Origin of the sequence: Roseomonas populi (assembly GCF_024594815.1) — a bacterium.
Lineage (GTDB): Bacteria > Pseudomonadota > Alphaproteobacteria > Acetobacterales > Acetobacteraceae > Roseomonas > Roseomonas populi.
This window is the reverse complement of sequence record NZ_JANJOU010000015.1, coordinates 1-25,793: the sequence shown is the minus strand read 5'-3', so window position 1 is coordinate 25,793 and position 25,793 is coordinate 1. Positions and strand designations below refer to the sequence as shown.

Here is a 25,793-nt window from a genome sequence, read left to right as displayed (position 1 = left end):
CGTTGCCACCCCGGCGGAGGGTCCGGGAGGCGGAGCCTCCTGGGGCCGCCGGCACAGCAGCCTCAGCCCTTGATCGCCTCGGGATTGGCAACGCCGATCGGCGCCCCCGCCGCGAAGGCGAGGAGGCGGTCCACCGCCACTTCGTAGATCGCGTCGAACACGCCCCGCTCGGCATAGCCAAGATGCGGGGTGCAGAGGACGTTGGGCAGGCCGATCAGCGGGTCGGAGGCGCCGAGGACAGGCTCGTCGTCGAACACGTCCACGGCCGCCATGCCGGGGCGCCCGGCCTTCAGGGCGGTGGCGAGGGCGCCGGATGCGATGATCGGGGCGCGGGAGGTGTTCACCAGCAGCGCGCCGGGCTTCATCAGCGCCAGGTCCTCCGCAGTGACGATGCCGCGGGTGGCGTCATTCAGCACGATGTGCAGGCTGAGCACGTCGGCGGCGGCGAAGAAGGCCTCGCGGCTCTCGGCCACCTCGTAGCCGTCGGCGCGGGCGCGCTCCTGGCTGCCCTCGCGGCCCCAGCAGAGCACGCGCATGCCGAAGGCCGCCCCGACGCGGGCGACCATCGCGCCGATCCGGCCATAGGCGTAGATGCCGAGGGTCTTGCCTTTCAGGCCGATGCCGATGGTGCGCTGCCAGCCGCCCTCGCGCAGCCGCGCCGCCTCCTCGGGGATGTGGCGAAGGGCGGCGAGGATCAGGGCCCAGGTCAGCTCCGCCGTTGCCTCCGGCCCGCCGGCGCCGCCGGTGGAGACGATCACGCCCTGCTTCGTGCAGGCCTCCATGGCGATGTGGCCGGTGTGGCGCCCGGTCTGCGCGATGAGGCGCAGGCGGGGCAGGCGCTCAATCACGGCGGCGGGCATGCGGCTGCGCTGCTGGGTCAGCACCAGCGCATCCATGTCCTGAAGGCGGGCGACGAGGGCGTCCGGGTCCTTCTCCGTGTCGGGGAAAACCGTCACCTCGTGCTCGGAGAGGCGGGCGAAGGCGGGGGCGGTGCGGAAGGCATCCGCGTAGTCGTCCAGGATGGCGATCTTCATGCGCGTCAGCTCCGGCGGGTCTGCAGGCTGTGGTAGCCGTGGCGGCGGCGGGCCTCGGCGAGGTCAATGCCGGCGCGGATATCGGCCAGGATGGCGTCCTCCTTTTCCTCGATGGCGCGCGCCACTTCCAGCACCGCTTCCGCCTGGGCCAGGGGCACGGCAACGACGCAGCTGTCGTCGGCGCAGAGGAGGTCCCCGGGATCGACGCGGACGGTGCCGAGGACGATCGGCACCATCGTCGCCTCCAGCGCCACGCGGTCCTTGCCGGTGCGGGCGTGTGCGGCGCGGGACCAGATGGGGTAGCCGAACTCACGGCTCTCCCCGACGTCGCGGTTCACGCCGTCGATCACCGTGGCGGCCAGGCCCTTCGCCTTCGCCGCTTCCGTCAGGATGTTGCCCCAGACCGTGCAGTCCAGCCGGCCGCGGTTGTCGATGGCGATGATGTCGCCGGCCTCGGCCAAGTGCAGGAAGTCCCCCACCGTGCCGCCGCCCGTGCCCACGGGCAGGTAGCGCAGCGTCACCGCCTGGCCGGCCACGCGCGCGCCGGGCGACATGGGCCGCAGCCCGTCCACCGAGCCGGGCAGGCCCAGCCGGTCCAGCGCGTCTGAGATGGAGGAGGTGGGCAGGGCGGCAAAACCGGCCAGCACGGGGGCGGGCAGGCGGTGGAAGCGGGGTTCGGTCATGCGGTCAGTCGGCCTTGATGCTGTTCTCTCGGACCACGCGGCCCCAGGTGTCGATTTGGGCGTCGAGGAAGCGGCCCAGTTCCCCCGGGCCCGCCAGGACCAGCCGGGCCTGCTGGCCCTCCGTGATCTGCTTCGACACCGTCTCATCCCGGAAGGCCGCCGCCAGGGCCTCGTGGAAGCGCTGCACGATGGCGCTGGGCACCTTGGCCGGCGCGAAGACGCCCCACCAGGCCTCGGCCTGCAGGCCGGGGTAGCCTGATTCCTCCGCCGTGGGCACCTGGGCCAGGGCGGGCAGGCGCTGCGGGCCGAACTGGGCGATGGGGCGAAGCGTGCCGCCCGCCACCTGGGGCGCGACGAGGGCGGCGCTGCCCACCACCATGTCCACATGCCCCGCCACCGCGTCGTTCACGGCCGGTCCGCCGCCGCGATAGGGCAGGTGCTGGAACTGCACCCCGGCGCGGCTGCCGAGAAGGGTCATGACGAGATGGCCGATGGTGCCGTTCCCCGGCGTGGCGAAGGTGACGCCGCCGGGACTGGCCTTCGCGGCGGCGACGATCCCGGCCAGGTCGCGGAACGGCTTGTCCGGCTTGCAGGCCACGACATAGGGCGCGCCGCCGATCAGCGTCACCGGTTCCAGGTCGCCCTTCAGGTCGAAGGGCAGGCGGGGGACGAGGGCGGGAAGCACTGCGTGGCTGTCGAAGGTGAGGAGGAAGGTCTGCCCGTCCGGGCGAGCCTTGGCGACGACATCCGTGCCCGTGCTGCCGGCCGCGCCGCCGCGGTTCTCCACCACCACGCTGACGCCGAGCGCCCGCTGCAGCCCGGGCACGGCCAGCCGCGCCACCGCGTCGGTGGAGCCGCCGGGGGCGAAGGGGACGACGATGCGGATGGGCCCAGACGGCCAGGAGCCCTCGGCGCCCTGGGCCCGCGCGCGGATCGGGGGCGCCCCTGCGAGGGCCGCAGCCAGCGCGGCCCGGCGTGAAAGCGATGCCATGCGCGTCTCCTCCGGCATTGTTTTGCCGGGACTAGACTGCATGCGGAGCATCCCGGCAACCCGCGCCGGGATGCAGGGTTCAGCGCGGCTGCACCCCGGCCAGGGCGGCGCGCAGCCGGCCGGAGATCGTGTCGATGACCGCGACGGTGACGAGGATGAGCAGCACGATGAAGGCCACCACGCCCCATTCCAGCGTGCGGATCATCTCTGACAGCATCAGCCCGATGCCGCCCGCGCCGACGATGCCGATGATGGAGGAGGAGCGCGTGTTGCTCTCAAACATGTAGAGCACGTGGCCGGCCATCACGGGCAGGACGGCCGGGAGCACGCCGAAGCGGATGCCCGCGAGCTTGCCGCCGCCCGTGGAGGTCACGCCCTCCACCGCGCGGCGGTCCGCGGCCTCGATCGCCTCGGAGAAGAGCTTGCCGAAAGTACCGATGTCGCCGGTCATGATCGCCAGCACGCCGGCGAAGGGCCCGAGGCCGACGACGCTGACCCAGATCAGCGCCCAGATCAGCGCGTCCACCCCGCGGATGCTGTCCAGCACGCGGCGGGAGAGGAACTGCACCGCGCGGTTGACCGAGGTGTTGCGCGCGGCGAGGAAGCCGAGCGGGAAAGCGATGGCGGCCGATAGCAGCGTGCCGAGGAAGGCGATGGCCAGCGTCTCCGCCAGGCCGCGCAGGATCAGCACGGTGCGGGACCAGGTGCCGGGATCCGGCGGCAGCATCAGGCCGATGAAGTGGACCAGCTGGCCGAAGCCGCCGGCGATGCGGCCGGGCGAGAACTCCAGCCGCCAGAGGCCGAAGGCGAGAAGCGCGACGGCGGCGGCGGAGATGCCGATGGCGCGCGCCCGCGCGGCGGTGACGCGGCGGAACTGGCCGGGGTGACGTGCGGCGAGGCCGGCCATGTCGGCCCGTGCGGCCTCACGCAGGGTGAGAGGACGGGCGGCGCTCATGCCCCGCGCTCCATCGCGCCGATGAGGCGGTGGCGAAGCTTCTCCGTACCGAAGTCGATGAGCATGACGGTGACGATGATGAGCAGGAGGATGGCGGAGACGTCGTTATAGTAGAACTTGCGGATCGCCTCGATCAGGTCCTGCCCGATCCCGCCCGCGCCGACGAAGCCGAGCACGGAGGCCTGGCGCACGTTGATCTCGAAGCGCAGCAGCGCGTAGCTGACGAAGTTGGCCAGCACCTGCGGCAGCGCGGCGAAGCGCACGACTGCCACCCAGGAAGCGCCGGCGGCGACCGCGCCCTCCACCGGCTTGCGGTCGATGTTCTCCACCACCTCGGAGAAGAGCTTGCCGAGCGCGCCCATGGTGTGGATGGCAATCGCCAGTACGCCCGGGACCGGGCCCAGCCCGAAGGCGATCACGAAGACCAGGGCGAAGACGATGTCCGGCACGGTGCGGCAGAACTCGAGGAAGCGCCGGGCGGTGCCGCGGATCCAGGGGTTCGGCACGAGGTTCGCGGCCGCGACGAAGGAGAGCACGAAGCCGCCGATCGCGCCGAGCGCGGTGCCGACATAGGCGATGAGAAGGGTGTCGGCGAGGAGCAGGCCCCACTTCTTCAGGCCCCAGAACCACTCCGCCGGGTCGGTCCAGACGCGGCCGCCGCCGGATTCCAGCGCGGTAATGCGGTCGAAATAGCCGAGGAAGCCGCCGAGATGCTCCCAGAGCCGGGGCAGGTCCACCTCCGCCACGTGGCCGGCCAGCAGCGCGAGGGCGGCGATGGCGAGGGCGAGGAGGAGGGCGCGGCGGCGCGGGCCGCGCGCGGCCTGGCGGTAGCCGTCCAGCAGCTCGTGCAGGCGGCCGTCGGGCAAGGGGGCGATGGCAGTGGCCAGGGGAAGGGCTCCTGGAAAGGGATCCGCCGCCCCGGGGGCCGGGGCGGCGGGTGCTTCGGTGCGCGGGGTCTGGTCCGCGCCGGCGTCAGCCGCGGCGGCGCAGGTTGTCCACGAAGCGGTTCAGCTCGATGATCGGGTCGTAGGCCTTGTTGTCCACGGCCACCAGCGGGCCCTGCTTGCCCTCGTAGATGGCGTCGAACGCCTTCTTGTCGGCGGTGGCCAGTTCCAGCACGGCGGTGCGGATGGCGGTCTTCAGCTCCTCCGGCATGGCGTTCAGGTAGGCCATGGGCGAGTTCACGATCTGGTCGGACTTGAAGATGATGCGGAAGTCCTCCGCCTTCACCATGCCCTTGCGCGCCATGCGCAGCAGGTTGCTTTCCTGCTCGTCGTTCCACCAGTTGGCGCACATGTCCACCGTGCCCTGGTTGAGCGCGATCACGGCGTTCTCGTGGCTGCCGGTGTAGACGACGCGGCCGAAGAATTCCTCCGGCTTGATGTTCATCTTGTTCAGCGCGAAGCGCGGCACGTTGTTGCCGGAGGTGGAGTTGGGGTCCACCAGGCCGAGGTTCTTGCCGCGCAGGTCCTCCACGCGCTGATAGGGGCTGTCCTTCTTCACGTAGAAGACGGAGTAGTAGCCCTTCGTGCCGTCCAGGTTCGTCTCGATCGCGAAGGCGGTGATCTGGGATCCCGTCATCAGCGCGCGGGCGAAGGAGGAGGGGCCGTAGGAGGCGATGTGGATGTTGCCGGCGCGCTGGCCCTCGATCACCGCCGCGTAGTCATTGGCGATGCGCAGCGTGACCTTCGTGCCGAGCCGCTTGGACAGGTACTCGATGAAGGGCCCGTAGCGCTCCGTCACGCCCGAGGCATTCTCGGAGGGGATGATCGCGAAGACCAGCTCCGGGTAGCGGCTGGCCCAGGGGGCGGCGCCTTGGGCGCGCAGCACGGACGGGGTGGCCAGCATGGCGGCCGTGGCGCCCAGCAGGGCGCGGCGTTGCAGGATCATCGGTAGCTCTCCGTGGTGGCGCTTGGCGCCGGGGCGTCAGGCGTGAAGGGTGAAGGGGCTGGCCTGCGGGGCGGGGCTGCCCGGCATCGGCGCAGGCGCGGGCCCGACCGCGTCCTCGGCCTCGAGCCCGTAGAGTTCGCGCGCCGCCGCCTCGTCCAGTGCGTCGGGCGGGCCGTCGAAGACGAGCCGGCCGGCTGAGAGGCCGACCAGCCGGTCGCAGTAGGCGCGCGCGATGTCGAGGGAGTGGAGGTTGCAGAGGACGGTGATGCCGTAGTCCCGGCTGATCCGCGCCAGGGCGTCCATCACCACGCGGGTGTTGCGCGGGTCCAGCGAGGCGATCGGCTCGTCAGCCAGGATGATCTCCGGCTCCTGCACCAGGGCGCGGGCGATGGCCACGCGCTGCTGCTGCCCGCCGGAGAGGTGCTCCGCCCGTTGGGAGGCGAGGTTGGCGATATCCAGCCGCTCCAGCGCCGAGAGGGCGACCGCCCGATCCTCGTCGGACCAGAGGCGCAGGAGGGAGCGATGGGCCGGCACCCTGTTCAGCCGGCCGACGAGCACGTTCGTCAGCACGTCCAGCCGGCCGGAGAGGTTGAACTGCTGGAACACCATGGCGCAGCGCGCCCGCCAGTCCCGCAATTCGCGGCCGCGCAGGGCGGTCACGTCCGTGCCGTCCCACAGGACGCGGCCGGCCGTCGGCTCCGCCAGGCGGTTCACCATGCGCAGAAGGGTGGATTTGCCCGCGCCGGAACGGCCGATGACGCCCACGAAGCTGCCGCGCGGCACCTCCAGGCACACATCGTCCACGGCGAGCCGCTCGCCGAAGCGGCGGCTCAGTCCCTCGATGATCAACATGGCGGCTACCTACCGGCCGCCCTTGAACGGTGCGTGTCGGATCGGTGAAGGATTTGTGTCGGGAGGCAGCCCTGGAGGCGAATGCCCGTTCCTGCCCTTCCCCGCGAGCGTGCCATTCCCCGCTGCTCCGCCCCGCTGCTCCGAGGACGGTACGCCTACACCGCGGTCCCACCGCCTCTCGGGCTGGGGATCAAAGGATCAGCGTGAAGGCCACGGCGGTTAGGACCAGGGCGAGGCAGACGCGCAGGGATCTCTCCGGTACCCGGTTCGAGAGAAGGCTGCCGAGGATGATCCCGGGGATCGAGCCGGCCAGGAGCGACCCGACGAGGCCGAAATCCACCGTGCCCAGCCACCAGTGCCCGAACCCGGCCAAGAGGGTGAGCGGCACGGCGTGCGCGATGTCGGAGCCGACCAGCCGGACGGCGGGCAGCTTGGGGTAGAGGATGAGCAGCGCCGTCATCCCGATCGCGCCGGCGCCCACCGAAGTAAGGGTGACCATCACGCCCAGCATCGCGCCGACCAGGACGGTCAGGGCGGGCGTGTTCACCCGCCCCGTCCGGCCCAGCAGGCCCGACACCGCCGCCACGACCTGCTTCTGGCAGAGCATGACAGCCGCCGTGAGCAGCAGCACGATGCCGAGCGCAACCGCGATGAAGTGCGACCTGCCGCCCCCGCCGATGCCGAGATAGGCGGCCAGCAGGATGGTGAAGGCCGTGGCGGGCACGCTGCCCGCGGCCAGGAGTCCCACGATGCGCCACCCGACGCTGCCGTGCAGCCCGTGCACGGCGGTGCCCACCGCCTTGGTGCTGGCCGCGTAGAGCAGATCGCTGCCGACGGCCGAGGCAGGATGGACGCCGAAGAGCAGGATCAGGAGCGGCGTCATGAGCGAGCCGCCACCCACCCCCGTCAGCCCGACCAGCAGGCCGACGCCGAGCCCGGAGGCGGCATAGGTGATGTCAGGCATGCGCGGTTCCCCGGGCCGCGGCGGCGCGCCACCGCCGGATGGGGCAGGGGGCGGGCAAGGGCTAGCGGCCGGAGGCGACGAAGTGCGGGTTGCGGTAACCGGGCTTGCCGTAGGCGAAGGGCCCGCCATCCAGCGTCTCCACCCGGCCGCCCGCTGCGCGCAGCACGGCGTCGCCGGCCGCGATGTCCCACTCCATCGTGGTGCCGAGGCGGGGGTAGAGATCGGCCTCGCCCCGCGCGATGAGGCAGAGCTTCAGGGAGCTGCCGGCCGGGCGGAAGGCGGCCACCTTGCGGCCGTTCAGGAAGGCTTCCATGGCGGCCGCATCGCCGTGAGAGCGGGAGCCGACGACGGTCAGCCCATCCTCCGGAACCGGGCGCGCGGCGATGGGGCGCTCGCCGCCGGCATCGGCCAGCAGCGCGGTCCCGGGGCCAGCGCCGAGATAGGTCTCGCCCCGCGCGGGCACGACGACCACGCCCAGCACCGGCACGCCGTCCTCGACCAGCGCGATGTTCACCGTGAACTCGCCGTTGGCGCTGATGAACTCGCGCGTGCCGTCCAGCGGATCCACCAGCCAGAAGCGCGGGCCCGTCACCTCGGGCGAGAGGCCCTTGGAGGCCTCCTCCTCCGACACCACGGGGATGTCGGGTGTCAGGGCGCGCAGCGCGGGCAGGATCACGTCCTCCGCCGCGCCGTCGGCCGCCGTCACCGGGCTGCCATCCGTCTTCAGGGTGGCAGCGGCGTCGCCGTAGAAGCACATCGCGGCCTGCCCGGCCCTTTCGGCGATCGGGCGAACCGCCGCGGCGAGCTCGGCGAGGTCGAGGGTGACGGCGCTAGGCATCGCCGCCCCGCAGCAGGCCGCGCGCCTCAAGCCCGGCCACGATCAGCTCGGCGGCGTCCTCCGGCCGCATCTTCGCCGTCTGGATGTGCAGCTCCGGCGTCTCGGGCGGCTCGTAGGGGCTGGAGACGCCGGTGAAGTTGGTGATCTCGCCGGCCCGCGCCTTCTTGTAGAGCCCCTTGGGATCACGGCTCTCCGCCACGTCCAGCGGCACGTCCACGAAGACCTCAAGGAAGTCTCCCTCCGGCAGCAGGCGGCGCACCATGTCGCGCTCGGAGCGGAAGGGGGAGATGAAGGAGGCAAGGACGATGAGGCCGGCATCGGCCATCAGCTTCGCCACCTCGCCCACGCGGCGGATGTTCTCCACCCGGTCCGCGTTGGTGAAGCCGAGGTCGCGGCACAGGCCGTGGCGCACGTTGTCGCCGTCCAGCATGTAGGTGTGCTTGCCCATGGCGAAGAGGCGGCGTTCCACCAGGTTGGCGATGGTGGACTTGCCGGCGCCCGACAGGCCGGTGAACCACAGCACGCAGGGGCGCTGCCGCTTCTGGTCCGCACGCGCCTCGCGCCCGACATCCACGGACTGCCAGTGGATGTTCTGCGCCCGGCGCAGGGCGAAGTGGATCAGCCCGGCCGCGACCGTCTCGTTCGTCAGCCGGTCGATAAGGATGAAGCCGCCGGTGTGGCGGTTCTCCTCATAGGGATCGAAGGCGATCGCCTGGTCCAGGCTGATGTTGCAGACGCCGATCTCGTTCAGCTTCAGGTCGCGCGCCGCGCTCTGCTCCAGCGTGTTGACGTTGACCTTGTGCTTGAGGGTCGTGACGGAGGCGGTGACGGTCTTCGCCCCGATCTTCATCAGGTAGCTGCGCCCGCTGAGCATCGGGTTGTCGTTCATCCAGACCAGCGTCGTCTCGAACTGGTCGGAGACCTCGGCGGGGCTCTCGCCGGCGCAGATCACGTCGCCCCGGCTGCAATCGACCTCGTCCTCGAGCGTGATCGTGACGGACTGGCCGGCCGTGGCGTAGGGCATCTCGCCGTCCAGGATCACGGAGGCGACGCGGCTCTGCCGGGCGGAGGGCATGATCTTCACGGGGTCGCCGGGGAAGATCGTGCCCGCGGCGATCAGGCCGGAGAAGCCGCGGAAGTTCATGTTCGGGCGGTTGACCCACTGCACGGGCATGCGGAAGGCCGCGCCCGAGGGCTGGCGGGCGATGCTCACGGTCTCCAGATGCGACATCAGCGTCGGACCCGCGTACCAGGACATGTTGCCGCTGCGCTCGGTGATGTTGTCGCCCATCAGCGCGGAGATGGGGATGGGCACGATCTTCTCGATGGCCAGCGGGGCGGCGAAAGCCATGTAGTCGCCGAGGATGCGGTCGAAGACCTCCCGGCTGTAGCCGACCGCGTCCATCTTGTTGATCGCCAGCACCACGTTCCGGATGCCCAGCAGGGAGACGAGGTAGGAGTGGCGCCGCGTTTGCGTCAGCACGCCCTTGCGCGCGTCGATCAGGATCACGGCGAGGTCGGCGGTGGAGGCGCCGGTGACCATGTTGCGCGTGTACTGCTCGTGGCCGGGGGTGTCGGCCACGATGAACTTGCGCTTGTCCGTGGAGAAGAAGCGGTAGGCCACGTCGATGGTGATGCCCTGCTCGCGCTCCGCGGCCAGGCCGTCCACCAGCAGGGCGAAGTCGATGTTCTCGCCCTGGGTGCCCATCTTCTTGGAATCAGATTCCAGAGCGGCGAGCTGGTCCTCGAAGATCATCTTGCTGTCGTAGAGCAGGCGCCCGATGAGGGTGGACTTGCCGTCGTCCACCGAGCCGCAGGTGATGAAGCGCAGCAGGCTCTTCGTCTCGTGCTGCTTCAGGTAGGCCCCGATGTCGGTGGCGATGAGGTCGCTGACATGGGCCATCAGAAGTACCCCTCCTGCTTCTTCTTCTCCATGGAGGCGGCGGCGTCGTGGTCGATCGCGCGGCCCTGGCGCTCGCTGGTGCGGGTCAGCAGCATCTCCTGGATGATCTCGGGCAGCGTGGCCGCCTCGCTCTCCACCGCGCCGGTCAGCGGGTAGCAGCCGAGGGTGCGGAAGCGGATCCGCTTCATCTGCGGGGCCTGGCCGGGCGGGATGCGCATCCGCTCGTCGTCCACCATGATCGTCAGGCCGTTATGCTGAACGACCGGGCGCTCCGCCGAGAAGTAGAGCGGGACGATGGGGATGCTCTCCAGGTGGATGTACTGCCAGATGTCCAACTCGGTCCAGTTGGAGATCGGGAAGACGCGGATGCTCTCCTTGTTGCCGATCCGCGTGTTGTAGAGGTTCCATAGCTCCGGGCGCTGGCGCTTGGGATCCCAGCGATGCGCCTCGGAGCGGAAGGAGAAGATGCGCTCCTTCGCGCGGCTCTTCTCCTCGTCGCGGCGGGCGCCGCCGAAGGCCACGTCGAAGCCGTGGTGGTCCAGCGCGGCCTTCAGCGCGACCGTCTTCATGATGTCCGTGTAGGCGCCGCCGTGGTCGAAGGGGTTGATCCCCTGGGCCACGCCCTCCTGGTTGATCCACTCGATGAGCTCCATGCCCATCGACCGCACCCGCTCGTCGCGGAAGGTGATCATATCCCGGAACTTCCAGGTCGTGTTCACGTGCAGCAGCGGGAAGGGCGGCACGCCCGGGGCGAAGGCCTTCTTCGCCAGGTGCAGCATGACCGCGCTGTCCTTGCCGACGGAGTAGAGCATCACCGGCTTGCGCGCTTCGGCCGCAACCTCGCGGATGATGTGGATGCTCTCGGCCTCCAGGCGCTGCAGATGGGTCAGGTCGGGCGGCGTCGGCCGCGCGCTGCTGGTCATGCTGGTCTCCCAGAGGTCGGGCCGGAGGCGGTGGCGCGGGATGCCCGTGAATTCCTCGATCCTGAGCACGAGGTCGGCGGGGATCTCCCGGTCGCCGCTGACCCATTGGCTGACGGCTCCCTCGCTGCGGCCGACCGCCGCGGCGATGTCGCTCTGGCGCTTGCCGCTCTCTCGGAACAGTCGTTTCAGGTCAGGCATGAGCGGACTTTAGGTGAACTAAAGTCTTCTCTGCAAGTGGTTGCAGAACTTTCTATCTACTCGCCTATCACAACCCACGGAACGCCGGGCGGCAACTCCATGCGGCGAAGGCTTCCCCTCGCGTCGCGCAAGCACAATGATCCGGGCGCCCCGCCCACCGGGGCGCCCGGACGGAACCGGAGATGCCCGTGCGAGAGAAACGAGCGGCCAGACGCTGGCCTGCGAGGATTGCGGCGGCCGCGATCATGGCGGCCCTCCTGGCGCTGCTGCCTCTTGCGACCCTTGCTCGTGGGCCGGAGGTGGGCGACTACCGGGGTGTCTATGTCGCCGGCACGCCGCTGCTGAACGCGAACCGGACCATGCCGGACGCGGTGTACGGCAGCCGCCAGGCCAGCGGGGTCTATATCCGCCTGCCCTGGGCCGTGATCGAGCCGGAGCCCGGCCGCTTCGACTTCACCCTGCTGGACCGCGAGATGACCCGGGCCGTGGCCGCCGGAAAGCGCGTCTCCCTGTCCGTCATTGCCGGCGGGCGGGCGCCGGCATGGCTGGGAAGCGCCGGCATACGCACGCTGCGCCTCAGCACGAGCCAGGGCGGGACCGAGCAGGCCGGGGCGCGCCCCACCTGCATCTCCGTCGACCTGCCCCTGCCGTGGGACCCGGCCTACCAGGCCGCCTTCCAGCGGATGTGGACCGCCGTGTCGCAGCACCTGCGGCAGACCCCCGGCGCGTGGGAGGCGCTGCGGATCGTGAAGCTGACGGGCGTGAACCGCATCAGCGAGGAGCTGAACATGCCCTGGCGCGCCGCCGGCAGCGCCTGCGGCAGCCCGCCGCCGGACGACACGCCGCGCTGGGTGGCCGCCGGATACCGCACCGACGTGATGGTGGAAGCCTGGGTGCGCCTTTCCCGCATCATCGCCGAGGCCTTTCCCGGCAAGCTCCTGGCGCAGGACATCCTGGAGCGGAACGACTTCCCGCCAGTAGGCGACAACGGCGCCCCGGACCGGAATCCCCCCGTGAAGGCCCGCATCATCGCCGAGGGCCGCCGCCTGTTCGGCTCCCGCTTCGCCCTGCAGTGGAACGCGCTGTCCCTCGACGGCGACCTGGCGCCGACCGTCCTGGATGCCCGCCGGCAGGGAACCGTCATCGGCTGGCAGACCAACCTCTTCCGCGGCTTCCAGGGTGCTGGATGCAACACCAACCGGCGCGAGGCACCCCTCGAATGCGCCGAGCCCGACTATGCGGCCACCCTGGAGCGCGGCGTCCGCAGCGGGGCAGAGTACCTGGAGGTCTGGACACCCGACCTCGCCCGGTTTCCCGAGGCCGTCCGGGCCGCGGACAACGCCCTGCGGCAGGGCAGGAATGCCCGGTAGCCGGGTGCTGTTCCTGCGCTGATGCTCTGTGCCAGGGAGGGGAAGAAGGATTCGTCCTCTCCCTGGGCCTCTCACCATCACCTTTTCTGCGGGTTGGGGCTGCGCGGCCGGCAGTTCGCCTCAGGCCATCGGCTCGAGGCGACTGCGGGGACAGGGGAAGCGCCCCTACGAAAAGTCCCATGTCAGGGCGGGCTCGGCGGCAGGCGGGGGGGGACCCGAGGGTCTTAGGCCGCTGGCCCGGGGCGCACGCTTGGCATCTGCCCGGGAGGCCAGGGGGCGGAGTGGGCCAGAGGAAAGGCTCCCGGTATCATCAGCCCCCGATCCGCCAGGCGGCCGCGCCCAGCAGCCCGGAATGCGGCCGCATCACCTGGATGACCGGCACCTTCTCCAGATATCCGGCGAAACGCCCCTTGCCCGTGAAGCCCGCCCGCAGCGCCGCCACGTCCAGCAGCGGCCCGAGATTCCGGCACAGCCCGCCCGTGACGTAGACGCCCCGATCGGCAAGGAGCGTCAGCGCCAGGTTGCCGGCGGCGGCCCCGAGCACGCCGGAGAAGACCCGCAACGCCTCGGAGCAGACCGGGCAGTCGCCCGCCGCCGCGCGCGCGGAGACGTCGGGCGGCCCGGCCAGCTCCACCGGCCGCCCCTGCACCTCCCCGATAATCCGCGCCAGCGCCAGCAGCCCGGGGCCGGAGAGGACGCGCTCCAGCGAGACGTGCCCGCCATAGGTGACGCGCAGGCGCCGCAGCACCTCCTCCTGCAGATCGTCCTGCGGTGCGAAGGAGGCATGGCCGCCCTCGCTTGGCAGCACGCGGGAGGTGCCGCCGGCATCCACCAGGAAGGCCACGCCCAGCCCCGTACCCGGGCCCAGCACCACGGCCGGGTGGGTGGGCTTCGGGGAACCCTCCTTCAGCACCCGGCACTCCCCCTGTTCCAGATGCGGCACGGCGGAGGCCTGGGCGACGAAGTCGTTGATGATCGCCAGTCGCTCCACGCCGAGGCGGCGCTTGGCGTCCGCGATGGAGAAGCGCCAGGGGCTGTTGGTGAAGGCCACCTCGTCTCCGAGCACGGGGGTGGCGACGGCCAGGACCGCCTCCTCCACCGCCCGCCCGGCCAGATAGGCCTCCGCAGCCTCGATCGGGCCGGGGTAGTCCGCGCCGGGCAGCTTCGCCTCGTCCCGCGGCGCCCTGCCATCCTCGGAGAGGGCGAAGCGGGCATTGGTCCCGCCGATGTCGCCGACCAGACGCAGCGTCATGCCGCCAGCTCCCGCAGGGATTCATCCGGGATCTTCCGCCGCAGCGCCTCCACGTCGCCCCGCCGCGGATGCGCCGTGCCCGCGTTGGAGACGGCGGCAGCCCCGGCGGCCACCCCCCAGGCGAAGGCCTCCGCCGCCGGCTTCCCGTCGGAGAGCGCCATGGTCATCGCGGCCAGGAAGCTGTCCCCGGCGCCCACCGCGCCCTTGGCCTCCACCGGCAGGGCGGGAAGGCGCAGCGCGCCCTCTCGGGTCGCCAGCATCGCCCCGTCGCGGCCGAGGGTGACGGCCAGGATCTCCACCTTGCCGGAGCGCACCAGCTCCACCGCCGCGCGCTGCTGCTCCCCCTCGCCCTCCAGCTTACGGCCGACCAGCGCCTCGAACTCGCCGAGGCTCGGCTTGGCGAGGGCGATCCCCCCCGCCTCCACCGCCGCCCGCAGCGCGGCACCGGAGGTATCGAGCACGAAGGGAAGGCCGCGCTTCCCGGCGATGGCGCCCAGCCGGGCGTGGAAGTCCTCCGGCGCGCCGCGGGGCAGGCTGCCGCTGCCAACGATCCAGTCCGCGTCCACTTCCTCCATGGTGGAGAGCGCCGCTTTCCACTCCGCCTCGGACAGTTCCGGCCCTTCCGGCACGAAGCGGTACTCCTGCCCGCTGCTTCGCTCCATCACCGTCTGGCTGATCCGCGTCAGCCCCTCGATAGGCACGCCCCGGTGCGGCACGCCGCCTTCCTCCAGCAGCTCCTCCAGGAATCGCCCGGTGACGCCGCCCGAGAGCACCACGGCCAGGGCCCGCCCGCCCAGTTCCTGCACCACGCGGGCCACGTTCACCCCGCCGCCACCGGGATCGTGCCGTTCATCCGTGGTGCGGATCTTGTGGATCGGCCGCACCTTCTCCGCCTCGCAGGCCAGGTCGATGGTCGGGTTTGGCGTCAGCGTCGTGATCAGTCCCGGCATTCCGCTCCATCCACTCCAAAGGCAGGGGCCATATGGGGCAGGGAACGCGCGTCGGCCACGGAGGTCGCCACGCGCGTATCATTCGGCGGAAAGCAACCCTATATCCCCCCGACCATGCTGCGCCTGACCGAGATCAAGCTCCCCCTCGACCACGAGCCCGAAGCCCTGCGCGACGCCGTCCTCGCCCGGCTGCGCGTGGCGCCGGAGGACGTGCTGGACATCACCGTCTTCCGCCGCGGCCACGATGCCCGCCGCCGCGGTGCCATTGCCCTGATCTACACGCTGGACGTCACCCTGCGGGACGAGGCCGCGGTGCTGGCGCGCGTGGCAGGGGAACGCCATGTGGCCCCCACGCCCGAGACCGCCTATCGCCTGCCCGCCGCCCCGCCCGCGCCGCGCCTGCGGCCCGTGGTGATCGGCGCCGGCCCCTGCGGCCTCTTCGCCATGCTGATTCTCGCCCAGCTCGGCTTGCGCCCCATCCTGATCGAGCGCGGCCAGATCGTGCGCCAGCGCACGCAGGACACCTGGGGCCTGTGGCGGCGCTCCGTGCTATCCCCGGAATCCAACGTGCAGTTCGGCGAGGGCGGTGCCGGCACCTTCTCCGACGGAAAGCTCTACTCGGGCATCGGCGACAACGCGAACCGCATCCGCAAGGTGCTGGAGGAGTTCGTGGCCGCCGGCGCGCCGGAGGAGATCCTCTACCTCTCCAAGCCGCATATCGGCACCTTCCGCCTCGTCTCCATGGTGGAGAAGATGCGCGCCGGCATCGAGGCGCTCGGTGGCGAGTACCGCTTCGGCACGCGCGTCGAGGACGTCGAGCTGGGGCCGGACCGCGCCGTGCGCGGCCTGCACCTCTCCGACGGCACCTTCCTGGAGGCGGACCGCGTGGTGCTGGCCATCGGCCATTCCGCGCGCGACACCTTCGCCGCCCTGCACGAGCGCGGCGTGTTCATGGAAGCCAAGCCCTTCTCCATCGGCGTGCGGATCGAGCACCCGCAGGGGCTGATCGACCGCTGCCGCTTCGGCCCCCAGGCCGGCCATCCCACCCTCGGCGCCGCCGACTACAAGATCGTGCACCACTGCAAGACGCCCGCCGCCGAGGGCCGCGCGGTGTACTCCTTCTGCATGTGCCCCGGCGGCCAGGTCGTCGCCGCCGCCTCGGAGCCCGGCCGCCTCGTCACCAACGGGATGAGCCAGTACTCGCGCGCCGAGCGCAACGCCAATGCCGGCATCGTCGTCTCCATCACGCCGGAGCGCGACTACCCAGGATCACCGCTCGCCGGCCTTGCCTTCCAACGCCACTGGGAAGAGCGCGCCTTCATCGCCGGCGGGTCCAACTGGAACGCCCCCGTGCAGCGCGTGGAGGACTTCCTCGCCGCCCGCCCCTCCACCCGCCTCGGCGAGGTGATCCCCTCCTACAAGCCCGGCGTCACCCCCACCGATCTTTCGCTGTGCCTGCCGGACTTCGCCGTGGCCGCCATCCGCGAGGCCCTGCCGGCCTTCGACCGCCAGATCCGCGGCTTCGCCATGGGGGACGCGGTGATGACGGCGGTGGAGACCCGCACCTCCTCACCCCTCCGCATCCGCCGAGACGAGACCGGGCAGAGCCTCAACACGCCGGGCCTGTTCCCGGCCGGGGAGGGCGCTGGCTACGCGGGCGGCATCCTCTCCGCCGGCGTGGACGGCATCCGTGCGGCGGAGGCGGTGGCAGCAAGCCTCTCCGCGGGCGCACTCGTGGCGTCGTCCTGACCGGTCCGGCCCCAAGGGGCTCCACCCCCTAGACCCCCGAGCAAACGCGAAGCGTCTGTCCCGAGCCAGGAGCCCCGGGACACCGGGACCTGCATCGGGCTGCCGCGGGACTGACTTGCGGCGTGGCGCTGACGCCCGGCGCCTCAACCTGCCCTTGCAATCGCCTCGGCTCCACGAGCCGAGGCGCACCGTCAGCGAAGCCCAGACCAGCTGATAGAAAAAGATGATGGAGAGGGGGCCGGGGAGAGGAAGAATTCCTTCTTCCTCTCCCTGGCCACAGACCGCCCCCGGAGTATTGGAACGCGTCACTGGACCCGAGTATGGGTCAGCCACAAGGAGGACGGTCATCAGTTCCATCCATCTCATGGATAGATGGAATCCGCTTCATGCGTTGGAGTTCGCGGCCGCACGAGCGCATTTCTCTGTCAACGAAGGGCGGCACCCCGCCGCCCGATCCACCCAGGACATGCAGCCATGATGAACCTTCGCACCCTTGCCCTCGCCGCCGCCCTGATCGGCTCTGTCGCCGCCCCGGCCTTCGCTGACCAGGACCGCGTGCCTGAGGGCGCCACCGCTTCCGGCGCCTGGACCCAGACCGCCAGCCGCACCCCGCTGGCCGGCAGCGTTGCCGATGCGCAGCAGACCTTCCTGGAGCGGAGCGGCGCGACGGGCGGCGCCGGCCAGCACGGCTGAACCGGCGAAGCCGGGACCGATCCCGACCGATCCGCATCCCCGGGCCAGGCTGGCCCGGGGATGCGGATTTTTTGTGCTTGCCGGCCGGGCCAAGCAGCCGGGCCATCACGTGCGCTGATGGGGACCATTGACGCCACCGCCTCGACGTCCGGGGCGTCCCTGCCCAGTTCTCCCCGCGAACGCTGCTGAAGGACTTCGCGTGAACGCTCCCCTCGAATTCGCCCTGGATACCTTCGGGGACGTCACCGCCGGCCCGGACGGCGCGCCGCTGCCGCACGCCCAGGTCATTCGCAACCTTGTCGAGGAGGCCGTGCTGGCGGACGGGCTCGGCATCGACTTCTTCGGCGTGGGCGAGCACCACCGCGCGGACTTCGCCGTTTCCGCGCCCGAGGTGCTGCTGGGCGCCATCGCCGCGCGCACGGAACGCATCCGGCTCGGCACCGCCGTCACCGTGCTGTCGTCGGACGACCCGATCCGTGTCTTCCAGCGCTTCTCCACGCTGGATGCCCTGTCCAACGGCCGGGCGGAGGTGGTGCTGGGCCGCGGCTCCTTCACCGAGTCCTTCCCCCTCTTCGGCTTCGACCTGAACGACTACGAGACGCTGTTCGAGGAGAAGCTGAACCTCTTCGCGGAGCTGCTGAAGGGCGGCCCGGCGCAGTGGCAGGGCAGCATCCGCCCGGCGCTCGACGTGCCCGGCGTCTTTCCGCCGATCGAGCACGGCACGCTGAAGAGCTGGGTCGGCGTGGGCGGCAGCCCGCAATCCGTGGTGCGCGCGGCGCATTACGGCCTGCCGCTGATGCTCGCCATCATCGGCGGGGATCCCGCGCGCTTCCGCCCCTATGTGGACCTGTACCACCAGGCGCTGGAGAAGTTCGGCAAGGATCCCCAGCCCATCGGCGTCCACTCCCACGGCTACGTGGCCGATACGGAGGAGGCGGCGAAGGAGGAGCTGTGGCCGCACTGGAAGGCCGGCCGGGACCGCATCGGCGCCGACCGTGGCTGGCCGCCGGCGCAGCGCGCTGATTTCGAGCGCGAGATCGAGGGCGGCTCCCTTTATCTCGGCACGCCCGAGACCGTGGCCCGCCGCATCGCGGGCACGGTCAGGACCCTCGGCCTCGCCCGGTTCGAGATGAAGTACAGCGCCGGCACCCTGCCGCACGAGCGGATGATGCGGAGCATCGAGCTCTACGGGACGAAGGTGGTGCCGATGGTGAAAGACATGCTGGCTTGAACCGAGATGGCGGGAAGGACGTTGCCTTCCCGCCATGGCCGACGATCCCCTCGCCCCCTACCGCGCCAAGCGGGATTTCGGGAACAGCCCGGAGCCCCAAGGGAAGTTCCGGGGCGCCGCACCGAAGCGCCGCCGCGCCAAGGCGCTGTCCTTCGTGGTGCAGAAGCACGACGCCACCCGGCTGCACTACGACTTTCGCCTGGAGCTGGGCGGCGTCCTGAAATCCTGGGCCGTCACGCGCGGCCCCAGCCTCGACCCCGCCGAGAAGCGCCTGGCCGTGGAGGTGGAGGACCACCCCCTCGAGTACGGGACGTTCGAGGGCACCATCGGCGCGGGCTACGGCGCCGGCACGGTCATGCTCTGGGATCGTGGCAGCTGGGAGCCGCAATCGGAGGACCCCGCTGCCGATCTGGAGGCCGGGCGCCTGCGCTTCACCCTGCACGGGGAGAGGCTGCGCGGCGCCTGGCACCTCGTCCGCATGCGCCCGCGCGGGAAGGCGGGGAAGCACAACTGGCTCCTCATCAAGGACGAGGATGAGGAAGCGCGGCCCGGCGACGCCGACGCGCTGCTTGACGCCAATGACCGCTCCGTCACCACGGGCCGCGACATGGACGCTATCGCCGGCAAGCCGCGCGAAGCGGCCGCGAAGCCCGCGCCGAAGAAGCGCGCCAAGCCCGCGAAGAACCCCGCATCAGACCCCGCCGGAACGGAGCCCGCCCGCCGCGCCGCCGCCGCGCGGGTCACCATCGGCGGCGTCGCGATCAGCCATCCGGACAAGCCCCTCTGGCCCGAGGACGGCATCACCAAGCGCGATCTTGCCGAGTACATGCAGGCCGTCGCCCCGCGCCTGCTTCCCTGGATCGCCGGCCGCCCGCTCTCCCTCCTGCGCGCGCCGGACGGCCTTGCCGGGGACCGCTTCTTCCAGCGCCATGCCGGGCGCGGCACCTCGGCCCTCATCACCCGGGTGACCCCGCGCGGCGAGGAGGCCCCGCTGCTGCAGGTGGACACGCCCGAGGCCCTGGTCGCCCTGGCCCAGTCCGGCGTGCTGGAGATCCACCCCTGGCCCGCGCCCAGCAAGGCCGTCACCAAGCCCGACCGCCTCATCCTCGACCTCGACCCCGCCGAGGACCTCCCCTTCGCCACCGTGGTGGAGGCCGCGCAAATCCTGCGCCGTCGCATGGAGGCCGCCGGTCTCGTCCCCTTCTGCAAGACCACCGGCGGCAAGGGGCTGCACCTTGTCGCCCCGGTTCAGGGTGCCACCTGGAAATCGCTGCACGCCAGGGCCGCCGCCCTCTGCGACGCCCTGGCGGAAGAGGCGCCCGGCCACTTCACCACCGAGAGCGCCAAGGCCTCCCGCAAGGGGCGCATCTTCCTGGACTACCAGCGCAACGCCCGCGGCGCCTCCGCCGTCGCCGCCTGGTCCCCGCGCGCACGGGCCGGTGCCACCGTTTCCATGCCGCTGGACTGGCTTGAGGTGACGCCGGATCTCGACCCGAACGTCTTCACCATCCGCACGGCGCCGGATCGGCTGAAGCAGCCCGATCCCTGGGCCGGATTCGAGGGGCAGGCGCGGCCGTTGAAGTAGCACACGGGGGCGCTGCCCCCCTGCACATCCCATCCACCGGGACTGATCTAGAAGGTGGGGGCTGGGAATCGCACATCCCGTGCCGAGTGGCATTGCTGGTCGGGGAACCACAGGCCCCGCATCCCGCGGCAGCCCAACGGAAGAAGATAAGGGTGAGGGGGCCGGGGAGAGAGAATTCCTTCTCCCTCTCCCCGGGGCAGCCCTACCGGAACGGCACCGCGTACATCAGCCCGCCCGCATTCCAGAGCCCGTTCAGCCCGCGCGGCAGCTTCAGCGCGCTGCCCTGGCCCACATTGCGTTCGAACAGCTCGCCGTAGTTCCCCACGGCCTTGATCGCCTTCAGCATCCAGTCGTTCGAGAGCCCAAGGCGCGACCCGAACTCGCCGCTGGTTCCCAGCAGGCGCTGCGCCACGGGGTTCTGGCCGCGCGCCATCTCGTCCGCGTTGGCGGCGGTGATGCCGGCCTCCTCGGCCTCCACCAGGCCGTAGTGCACCCAGGCCACAATGTTGCTCCAGGCATCGTCCCCGTTGCGCGTGAACGGGCCCAGGGGCTCCTTCGAGATGGTCTCGGGCAGCACCATGTAATCCGCCGCGTTCGGCGCCACGGTGGCGATCGCGCCGGCGAGCGCGGATGCGTCCTGCGTCATCGCGTCGCAGCGGCCGGAGAAGAAGGCCTGCTGCATCGTGTCCACCCGCTCGAACACCACGGGCTGGAAGCGGATGTTGCGGGCGCGGGCGATGTCGCCCAGCGTCACCTCGTGCGTCGTGCCCTGGGCCACGCAGACCGTCGCGCCGTCCAGCCCCTTCACGTCGCGCACGTTGGCGTCGCGCCGCAGGGCGAAGCCCTGGCCGTCGTAGAAGTTCACCGGCCCCGCATTGAGCCCGATGGAGGCGTCGCGCAGGAAGGTCTGGGTGGAGTTTCGCAGCAGCACGTCGATCTCACCGGATTGCAGCGCCGTGAAGCGGTTCTGCGCGGTCAGGCCGACGAAGCGCACCTTTGTCGCGTCGCCCAGCACGGCGGCCGCGATGGCGCGGCAGTAATCCGCGTCCAGCCCGCGTACCTCGCCGCGCGAGTCCGGCACGGAGAAGCCGGCGAAACCGGTGGAGACGCCGCAGGCGAGCGTGCCGCGCTGCTTCACTGTGTCCAGCGTCGCGGCGGACGCCGAGCCCGGGGACAGCCCGGCGAACGCCGCGCCACCGATCCCGAACGCCGTGCAAGCCGCCATGAGAAGCCGCTTCATCTCGATTCCTTTCATGAGAGGGAGAGCAGGATGGCCGCCACGGCCAGCGAGAGAAGGGAAAGGAAGGTCAGGACCATCCCGGACACGCGCAGGCGCATGCGATGCGTCTCCCCGCCAATGGAAAGCGCGTGGAGCAGCCGCCCGAGCACCAGGGCGATGCCGGCACCGTGAAGCAGCGGCGCGGGGGCGCCGGCCAGCTCGTCCGCCATCAGCAGCACCAGCACCATCGGCACGTATTCGGCGAAGTTGCCGTGCACGCGCCCCGCGCGCTGCAAGGCCGGATCGCCCCCGGTCCCGAGCGAAACCCGCGCGCGCCCCCGCGCCCGGATCACGCGCCAGGAGAGCCAGACATAGGCCAGGCCCAGCAGCCCCGCGTAAAGAAGCGTCACCCGCGGCATCGCGCCCCCTCTGCCGCTTGCCCTGCCGGGGGGCGCTGACTAGCGTGCGCCCGCATCGACGGAAGGGAAAATCTGGCGCCATGCGGCACCGTCTCGCCCTCGCCGCGGCGTTGGCCGCGGCCTGCCAGATACCGGCACAGGCCCGGGCTCAAACCCAGGCCGCGGGTGGCCCGGGCTGCGCCGAACTGGCGCGCATCGTCCAACTCCTGGCCGGTGGACCCCAGAACTTCCCGACGGAGAGCGCGCCCAACGGCACCCCGCCCACCGCCCCGGGCGGCGCGCCGCGCGGTGCGCCGGGTGGCCCGGCAAGTGGCCCGCCCGGCGCGGTGGCCCCCGCCAGCGCGCCTGCGGGCCCGGTCCGTACCACGCTGCTTCCCCCCGGTGCGCTGCGCGCCGCGGTTTCCGCCACTCCGGGCGAGACCCGATACGTCGCCGAGCTCCACGAAGGGAACAATCGCCGGGGCGGGGCCGACCGCGCCCCGCAGGTGCTGCGCCAGGCAGCGGAGCGCGTGGCCGCTTGCTATCGCGGTATCCGCCCCACCCGGGAGCCCAACGGCACGGCGGAGGACAACATCCGCTTCACCATCGCCCCGGGCACGGAGATCGCCGTCGTCCTCGAGAACGGTTCCGGCGGCTCCCCCGCGGTCAACCTCGTCGCCACCCGCCGGGTGCGACGCTAAGGGCGGCGAAACGCGAGGCGCCCGTTCCAGGCGAGGGGCCCAGGATCCCTGTAATCCCGCCCGGTGGCCGCCGCATCGGGCTGATACGGTGTCTCCGCCGCGTGAAGGGGGTGCGAGCCTCCAAAGTCGCCTCGGCTCCAGGAGCCGCGGCGCACCTCCAGCAAGGTCGGACCAGCTCGAAAAAGAAGAGGATGGTGAGGGGTCCGGGTGAAGGAAAAATTCTTTCTTCCTCCACCCGGGACATCCCGTCAGCCAGGGATCGCAGCGAAGCGGCATCAGGCCGCCAGCGCCGCGTCCACGGCTTCCCCGAGCCGCTCCAAGATGAGGTCGATCTCCGCCTCCCCCGCGATGTAGGGCGGCGCGAGGAGGATGTGGTCGCCCCGTGTTCCGTCGGCCGTGCCGCCGCCGGGGTACACCGCCAGCCCGCGCGCGAAGGCCTCGTCCCGGATGCGCTGATTCAGGCGGCGGGTGGGCTCGAAGGGTTCCCGCGTCGCCCGGTCCGCCACCAGCTCGATGGCGCGGAACAGGCCGCGCCCGCGGATGTCGCCGACGTGGCGGTGGTTGCCGAAGCGCTCCACCAGCCCGGCCTCAAGCCGCGCGCCCATGGCCTGGACCCGGCCCAGCAGGCCGTCGCGCGCGATCACCTCCTGCACGGCCAGCGCCGCCGCGCAGGCCACGGGGTGGGACAGGTAGGTGTGGCCGTGCTGGAAGGCGCCGGACCCCGCCATGATCGGCGCCAGCACCCGGTCGTTCATCAGGATGGCGCCGATCGGCTGGTAGCCGCCGCCCAGGCCCTTCGCGATCGCCTGGATGTCCGGCGCGATGCCCTCCTGCTCCCAGGCGTGCAGGGTGCCCGTGCGGCCCATGCCGCTCATCACCTCGTCCAGGATCAGCAGGGCGCCATGGCGGTCGCAGATCTCGCGCACGGCCCGGAAGTAGCCGGCGGGCGGCGCGGCGCAGCCGGCCGTGGCGCCGACCACCGTTTCCGCGACGAAGGCGGCCACGTTCCCCGGGCCCAGGCGCTGGAACTCCGCCTCCAGCTCCTCCGCGAGACACGCCACGTAACCCTGCTCGTCCTCGCTCTCCCGCATCCCGCGATAGGGGAAGGCGGCGGAGACATGGCTGAAGGCATCCGCCAGGATCGGGGCATAGGGCGCGCGCCGGGCCGCGTTCCCGCCCAGCGCCAGGGCACCCAGCGTGTTGCCGTGGTAGCTCTGGCGGCGCGCGATGAAGCGCGTGCGTCGCGGCTCGCCCTTCTCCACGAAGTGCTGCCGCGCCAGCTTCAGCGCCGCCTCCATCGCCTCCGATCCGCCGGAGACGAAGTAGGCGCGGCTCAGCCCACCCGGCTCGTGGCCCACCAGCACCTCGCCCAGGCGCTCCGCCGGCTCATTGGTGAAGAAGCCGGTGTGCGCGTACTCCAGCGCCGCCACCTGCTGCTGCACCGCCGCGATCACCTCCGGGTGCCCGTGACCCAGGCAGGAGACCGCCGCGCCGCCGGAGGCGTCCAGCACCTCGCGCCCCTCGGAATCCCGCAGCCAGCAGCCCTGACCGGAGACCGCCACAGGCGGCGTGGCGCGGCCACGATGCAGAAGACGGGACATCATCAAGGATCTCCTCCGGATTCGGGCGCGTAGCGGGAGAGTTCAGCCAGGCGCGCCTCCGCCTGGCGCAGCCTTTCCATCGCCGCCGCGCCGCCATGCGCGAACACCGCCGCCGCCAGCGCCTGCGCCAGCGAGACAGCCCCTGTCAGCGAGTGGAAGAAGCCCGGCCCATCGGCCTCGAACCGCAGCAGGTGCGCCGCCCCGCGCGCCACCGGCGCCGCCGGGGAATCCGCCAGTACCACCAGCACCGCCCCGGCCGCGCGCGCCGCCGCCGCCGTCCGCACCGCCTCCGCCGAGTAGGGCGCGAAGCTCGCCAGCACCACGGCGTCGCGGCTGGAAAAGGCGTCCAGGTCCAGTTCCTCCGGCCCCTCCGCCCCAACCAGCCGGGTTTCCGGCCGGAACAGCCTCAGCTGGTAGTGCAGCAGCCCTGCCACCGCACGGCAGGAGCGGAACCCCGCGCACCAGATCCGCGGCGCCCGGTGCAGCGCCGCCGCCGCGCCCGCTACCGGCCCGGCCTTCAGCGCCCCGAGCATCGCCGCATCGGCGGACAGCATCGCCGCGGGCAGGTCGCCCCTTGTCCTGGCACGGCCGGAGAAGGGGGCCGCCGGCCGGCGCGCTTCCACCAGGGCCGCGCGCAGGGGTTCCCAGCCCGCATAGCCGAGGGCCTGCGCCAGGCGTGTGAAGCTGGCCGGATTTGCCCCCGCATCCGCCGCCAGATCCCGCATCGATCGCGTGGTGGCGTCGAACTCGTGCTCCGCGAGATAGCGCGCCGCCTCCCGTAAGCGGGGCGGCAGATCCGGCAGGGCCAGGCGCAATCTCTCGAGAGGTGCGTCGAAGGACATGAAACGTATAATGCGTAATGGCCGGGTGGATGCAACAGTTGTTTCGTAGGTGGATCCGCGCCAGGATCAGCCCATGCGGATCGCCCTCATCCACGCCCTTCGCCATTCCCCGCCGCCCGTCGAGGCCGCCTTCGCCCGTCTCTGGCCGGAGGCGACCCTCATGAACCTGCTGGATGACAGCCTCTCCGCCGACCTCGCCCGCGACGGTGCGCTCACCCCCGCGATGACGGACCGCTTTCTCTCCCTCTCCCGCTACGCCAGGGGCACCGGCGCCGATGCCATCCTCTTCACCTGTTCCGCCTTCGGCCCCTGTATCGAGGCGGTGGCCGAGGCCTTCGCCCCGATGCCTGTCCTCAAGCCCAATGAGGCCATGGTCGCCGAGGCCGCCGCGATCGGCGGCCGCATCGGCCTGCTCGCCAGCTTCGCCCCCACCCTCGCCAGCATGCCCCCGGAATTCCCATCAGGCGTCACGCTCGTTCCGATGCTGGCCGCCGGCGCCCTCGATGCCCTGAACCGCGGCGACGGCGAGGCCCACGACCGCCTCGCCGCGGAAGCTGCCAGATCCCTCACCGACTGCGACGTCATCGCCCTCGCCCAGTTCAGCCTCGCCCGCGCTGCCCCGCTCGTCGCGGCCACCACGGGCAAGCCCGTCCTCACCACGCCGGATAGCGCGGTGCGGGCGCTTAAGGCGCGGCTGGGGTTGTCGTGATCTCTTTCTGATGGGTCCGGCACCAAGGGGCTCTGCCCCTTGGATCCCCGCCAGGAGGCTGGTTGGACCTATAGGTCCAACCCTGGACCGGCATCGGGCTGCCGCGGGACTGACTTGAGACGTGGCGCTGACGTCTGGGGCCTGATCCTGCCCTTGCAGTCGCCTCGGCTCCAAGAGCCGAGGCGCACCGTCAGCGATGCTCAGACCAGCTGATAGAAAAAGATGATGGAGAGGGGGCCGGGGAGAGGAAGAATTCCTTCTT

At 71.4% G+C, this 25,793-nt stretch carries 24 protein-coding genes; 7 read left to right on the top strand and 17 right to left on the bottom strand.

Annotated elements, in window-relative coordinates:
* Positions 1–62: 62 nt before the first annotated feature.
* The 11 genes from NRP21_RS16775 to cysD form a co-directional block, all read right to left on the bottom strand.
* On the bottom strand, positions 63–1,034 hold the full coding sequence (locus tag NRP21_RS16775; RefSeq protein WP_257717375.1) for a D-2-hydroxyacid dehydrogenase family protein: 972 nt from the start codon (positions 1,032–1,034) through the stop codon (positions 63–65).
* A 5-nt stretch (positions 1,035–1,039) separates the two neighbouring features.
* The gene (locus NRP21_RS16770) at positions 1,040–1,717 is read right to left on the bottom strand and encodes an RraA family protein (RefSeq protein WP_257717374.1); all 678 of its coding nucleotides are present in this window, start codon (positions 1,715–1,717) and stop codon (positions 1,040–1,042) included.
* Between the two features lie 4 nt (positions 1,718–1,721).
* Positions 1,722–2,708 carry a tripartite tricarboxylate transporter substrate binding protein gene (locus NRP21_RS16765; RefSeq protein ID WP_257717373.1) on the bottom strand — a complete coding sequence of 329 codons (987 nt, stop codon included), beginning with the start codon at positions 2,706–2,708 and terminating at the stop codon, positions 1,722–1,724.
* Between the two features lie 79 nt (positions 2,709–2,787).
* The gene (gene phnE, locus NRP21_RS16760) at positions 2,788–3,663 is read right to left on the bottom strand and encodes a phosphonate ABC transporter, permease protein PhnE (protein WP_257717372.1); all 876 of its coding nucleotides are present in this window, start codon (positions 3,661–3,663) and stop codon (positions 2,788–2,790) included.
* Positions 3,660–4,529, bottom strand: a complete 870-nt coding sequence (gene phnE / locus NRP21_RS16755; RefSeq protein WP_257717371.1) for a phosphonate ABC transporter, permease protein PhnE — start codon at positions 4,527–4,529, stop codon at positions 3,660–3,662. The genes phnE (NRP21_RS16760) and phnE (NRP21_RS16755) overlap by 4 nt, the downstream gene beginning before the upstream one ends.
* Before the next feature lie 106 nt (positions 4,530–4,635).
* Positions 4,636–5,553 carry a phosphonate ABC transporter substrate-binding protein gene (gene phnD, locus NRP21_RS16750; RefSeq protein WP_257717370.1) on the bottom strand — a complete coding sequence of 306 codons (918 nt, stop codon included), beginning with the start codon at positions 5,551–5,553 and terminating at the stop codon, positions 4,636–4,638.
* Between the two features lie 36 nt (positions 5,554–5,589).
* The gene (gene phnC / locus NRP21_RS16745; protein ID WP_257717369.1) at positions 5,590–6,405 is read right to left on the bottom strand and encodes a phosphonate ABC transporter ATP-binding protein; all 816 of its coding nucleotides are present in this window, start codon (positions 6,403–6,405) and stop codon (positions 5,590–5,592) included.
* Between the two features lie 190 nt (positions 6,406–6,595).
* A complete protein-coding gene (locus NRP21_RS16740; RefSeq protein WP_257717368.1) occupies positions 6,596–7,369 on the bottom strand; it encodes a sulfite exporter TauE/SafE family protein in 774 nt (257 codons plus the stop codon).
* Between the two features lie 61 nt (positions 7,370–7,430).
* The gene (gene cysQ / locus NRP21_RS16735; protein WP_257717367.1) at positions 7,431–8,207 is read right to left on the bottom strand and encodes a 3'(2'),5'-bisphosphate nucleotidase CysQ; all 777 of its coding nucleotides are present in this window, start codon (positions 8,205–8,207) and stop codon (positions 7,431–7,433) included.
* Complete coding sequence (gene cysN / locus NRP21_RS16730) at positions 8,200–10,110, bottom strand: sulfate adenylyltransferase subunit CysN (RefSeq protein ID WP_257717366.1); 1,911 nt, start codon at positions 10,108–10,110, stop codon at positions 8,200–8,202. Before cysN ends, cysQ begins: the two co-directional genes overlap by 8 nt.
* On the bottom strand, positions 10,110–11,231 hold the full coding sequence (gene cysD / locus NRP21_RS16725; RefSeq protein ID WP_332844180.1) for a sulfate adenylyltransferase subunit CysD: 1,122 nt from the start codon (positions 11,229–11,231) through the stop codon (positions 10,110–10,112). Before cysD ends, cysN begins: the two co-directional genes overlap by 1 nt.
* Positions 11,232–11,476: 245 nt before the next feature.
* Between cysD and NRP21_RS16715 the strand changes: the two genes are divergently transcribed.
* Complete coding sequence (locus tag NRP21_RS16715; RefSeq protein WP_257717365.1) at positions 11,477–12,601, top strand: beta-galactosidase; 1,125 nt, start codon at positions 11,477–11,479, stop codon at positions 12,599–12,601.
* Between the two features lie 310 nt (positions 12,602–12,911).
* Here NRP21_RS16715 and glk read toward each other — a convergent pair whose 3' ends face one another.
* Entirely contained in the window at positions 12,912–13,853 is a 942-nt protein-coding gene (gene glk, locus NRP21_RS16710; protein WP_257717364.1) for a glucokinase, read from the bottom strand.
* On the bottom strand, positions 13,850–14,803 hold the full coding sequence (locus NRP21_RS16705; protein WP_257717363.1) for a 1-phosphofructokinase family hexose kinase: 954 nt from the start codon (positions 14,801–14,803) through the stop codon (positions 13,850–13,852). Before NRP21_RS16705 ends, glk begins: the two co-directional genes overlap by 4 nt.
* 114 nt (positions 14,804–14,917) lie before the next feature.
* Between NRP21_RS16705 and NRP21_RS16700 the strand changes: the two genes are divergently transcribed.
* The 4 genes from NRP21_RS16700 (at position 14,918) to ligD (ending at position 20,061) form a co-directional block, all read left to right on the top strand.
* A complete protein-coding gene (locus tag NRP21_RS16700; protein WP_257717362.1) occupies positions 14,918–16,552 on the top strand; it encodes an NAD(P)/FAD-dependent oxidoreductase in 1,635 nt (544 codons plus the stop codon).
* 474 nt (positions 16,553–17,026) lie between these two features.
* Positions 17,027–17,245, top strand: coding sequence for a hypothetical protein (locus NRP21_RS16695; RefSeq protein WP_257717361.1), 219 nt, complete (start codon positions 17,027–17,029; stop codon positions 17,243–17,245).
* Positions 17,246–17,444: 199 nt separating this feature from the next.
* A complete protein-coding gene (locus NRP21_RS16690) occupies positions 17,445–18,476 on the top strand; it encodes an LLM class flavin-dependent oxidoreductase (protein WP_257717360.1) in 1,032 nt (343 codons plus the stop codon).
* A 34-nt stretch (positions 18,477–18,510) separates the two neighbouring features.
* Positions 18,511–20,061, top strand: coding sequence for a non-homologous end-joining DNA ligase (gene ligD / locus NRP21_RS16685; RefSeq protein WP_257717359.1), 1,551 nt, complete (start codon positions 18,511–18,513; stop codon positions 20,059–20,061).
* A gap of 202 nt (positions 20,062–20,263) precedes the next feature.
* On the opposite strand, the gene NRP21_RS16680 is transcribed toward ligD, so the two are convergent.
* Together NRP21_RS16680 and NRP21_RS16675 are read right to left on the bottom strand one after the other, a co-directional pair.
* Positions 20,264–21,301, bottom strand: a complete 1,038-nt coding sequence (locus NRP21_RS16680; protein WP_257717358.1) for an amino acid ABC transporter substrate-binding protein — start codon at positions 21,299–21,301, stop codon at positions 20,264–20,266.
* Between the two features lie 11 nt (positions 21,302–21,312).
* On the bottom strand, positions 21,313–21,699 hold the full coding sequence (locus tag NRP21_RS16675) for an MAPEG family protein (protein WP_257717357.1): 387 nt from the start codon (positions 21,697–21,699) through the stop codon (positions 21,313–21,315).
* A gap of 80 nt (positions 21,700–21,779) precedes the next feature.
* On the opposite strand from NRP21_RS16675, the gene NRP21_RS16670 reads away from it, so the two are divergent.
* A complete protein-coding gene (locus NRP21_RS16670; protein ID WP_257717356.1) occupies positions 21,780–22,379 on the top strand; it encodes a hypothetical protein in 600 nt (199 codons plus the stop codon).
* Positions 22,380–22,654: 275 nt separating this feature from the next.
* On the opposite strand, the gene NRP21_RS16665 is transcribed toward NRP21_RS16670, so the two are convergent.
* On the bottom strand, positions 22,655–23,983 hold the full coding sequence (locus NRP21_RS16665) for an aspartate aminotransferase family protein (RefSeq protein WP_308219908.1): 1,329 nt from the start codon (positions 23,981–23,983) through the stop codon (positions 22,655–22,657).
* Positions 23,983–24,822 (bottom strand): MurR/RpiR family transcriptional regulator, encoded by an 840-nt coding sequence (locus NRP21_RS16660; RefSeq protein WP_257717355.1) that lies wholly within the window; start codon positions 24,820–24,822, stop codon positions 23,983–23,985. The genes NRP21_RS16665 and NRP21_RS16660 overlap by 1 nt, the downstream gene beginning before the upstream one ends.
* 73 nt (positions 24,823–24,895) lie before the next feature.
* On the opposite strand from NRP21_RS16660, the gene NRP21_RS16655 reads away from it, so the two are divergent.
* Positions 24,896–25,531, top strand: coding sequence for an aspartate/glutamate racemase family protein (locus tag NRP21_RS16655; RefSeq protein ID WP_257717354.1), 636 nt, complete (start codon positions 24,896–24,898; stop codon positions 25,529–25,531).
* The last annotated feature ends 262 nt before the right edge of the window (positions 25,532–25,793 follow it).

Excerpts from the sequence above, each read along its gene's own strand:
- NRP21_RS16775 (WP_257717375.1), bottom strand. The coding sequence starts at position 1,034 with ATGAAGATCGCCATCCTGGACGACTACGCGGATGCCTTCCGCACCGCC.
- NRP21_RS16770 (WP_257717374.1), bottom strand. The coding sequence starts at position 1,717 with ATGACCGAACCCCGCTTCCACCGCCTGCCCGCCCCCGTGCTGGCCGGT.
- NRP21_RS16765 (WP_257717373.1), bottom strand. The coding sequence starts at position 2,708 with ATGGCATCGCTTTCACGCCGGGCCGCGCTGGCTGCGGCCCTCGCAGGG.
- phnE (WP_257717372.1), bottom strand. The coding sequence starts at position 3,663 with ATGAGCGCCGCCCGTCCTCTCACCCTGCGTGAGGCCGCACGGGCCGAC.
- phnD (WP_257717370.1), bottom strand. The coding sequence starts at position 5,553 with ATGATCCTGCAACGCCGCGCCCTGCTGGGCGCCACGGCCGCCATGCTG.
- phnC (WP_257717369.1), bottom strand. The coding sequence starts at position 6,405 with ATGTTGATCATCGAGGGACTGAGCCGCCGCTTCGGCGAGCGGCTCGCC.
- NRP21_RS16740 (WP_257717368.1), bottom strand. The coding sequence starts at position 7,369 with ATGCCTGACATCACCTATGCCGCCTCCGGGCTCGGCGTCGGCCTGCTG.
- cysQ (WP_257717367.1), bottom strand. The coding sequence starts at position 8,207 with ATGCCTAGCGCCGTCACCCTCGACCTCGCCGAGCTCGCCGCGGCGGTT.
- cysN (WP_257717366.1), bottom strand. The coding sequence starts at position 10,110 with ATGGCCCATGTCAGCGACCTCATCGCCACCGACATCGGGGCCTACCTG.
- cysD (WP_332844180.1), bottom strand. The coding sequence starts at position 11,231 with ATGCCTGACCTGAAACGACTGTTCCGAGAGAGCGGCAAGCGCCAGAGC.
- NRP21_RS16715 (WP_257717365.1), top strand. The coding sequence starts at position 11,477 with ATGGCGGCCCTCCTGGCGCTGCTGCCTCTTGCGACCCTTGCTCGTGGG.
- glk (WP_257717364.1), bottom strand. The coding sequence starts at position 13,853 with ATGACGCTGCGTCTGGTCGGCGACATCGGCGGGACCAATGCCCGCTTC.
- NRP21_RS16705 (WP_257717363.1), bottom strand. The coding sequence starts at position 14,803 with ATGCCGGGACTGATCACGACGCTGACGCCAAACCCGACCATCGACCTG.
- NRP21_RS16700 (WP_257717362.1), top strand. The coding sequence starts at position 14,918 with ATGCTGCGCCTGACCGAGATCAAGCTCCCCCTCGACCACGAGCCCGAA.
- NRP21_RS16695 (WP_257717361.1), top strand. The coding sequence starts at position 17,027 with ATGATGAACCTTCGCACCCTTGCCCTCGCCGCCGCCCTGATCGGCTCT.
- ligD (WP_257717359.1), top strand. The coding sequence starts at position 18,511 with ATGGCCGACGATCCCCTCGCCCCCTACCGCGCCAAGCGGGATTTCGGG.
- NRP21_RS16680 (WP_257717358.1), bottom strand. The coding sequence starts at position 21,301 with ATGAAGCGGCTTCTCATGGCGGCTTGCACGGCGTTCGGGATCGGTGGC.
- NRP21_RS16675 (WP_257717357.1), bottom strand. The coding sequence starts at position 21,699 with ATGCCGCGGGTGACGCTTCTTTACGCGGGGCTGCTGGGCCTGGCCTAT.
- NRP21_RS16670 (WP_257717356.1), top strand. The coding sequence starts at position 21,780 with ATGCGGCACCGTCTCGCCCTCGCCGCGGCGTTGGCCGCGGCCTGCCAG.
- NRP21_RS16665 (WP_308219908.1), bottom strand. The coding sequence starts at position 23,983 with ATGATGTCCCGTCTTCTGCATCGTGGCCGCGCCACGCCGCCTGTGGCG.
- NRP21_RS16660 (WP_257717355.1), bottom strand. The coding sequence starts at position 24,822 with ATGTCCTTCGACGCACCTCTCGAGAGATTGCGCCTGGCCCTGCCGGAT.
- NRP21_RS16655 (WP_257717354.1), top strand. The coding sequence starts at position 24,896 with ATGCGGATCGCCCTCATCCACGCCCTTCGCCATTCCCCGCCGCCCGTC.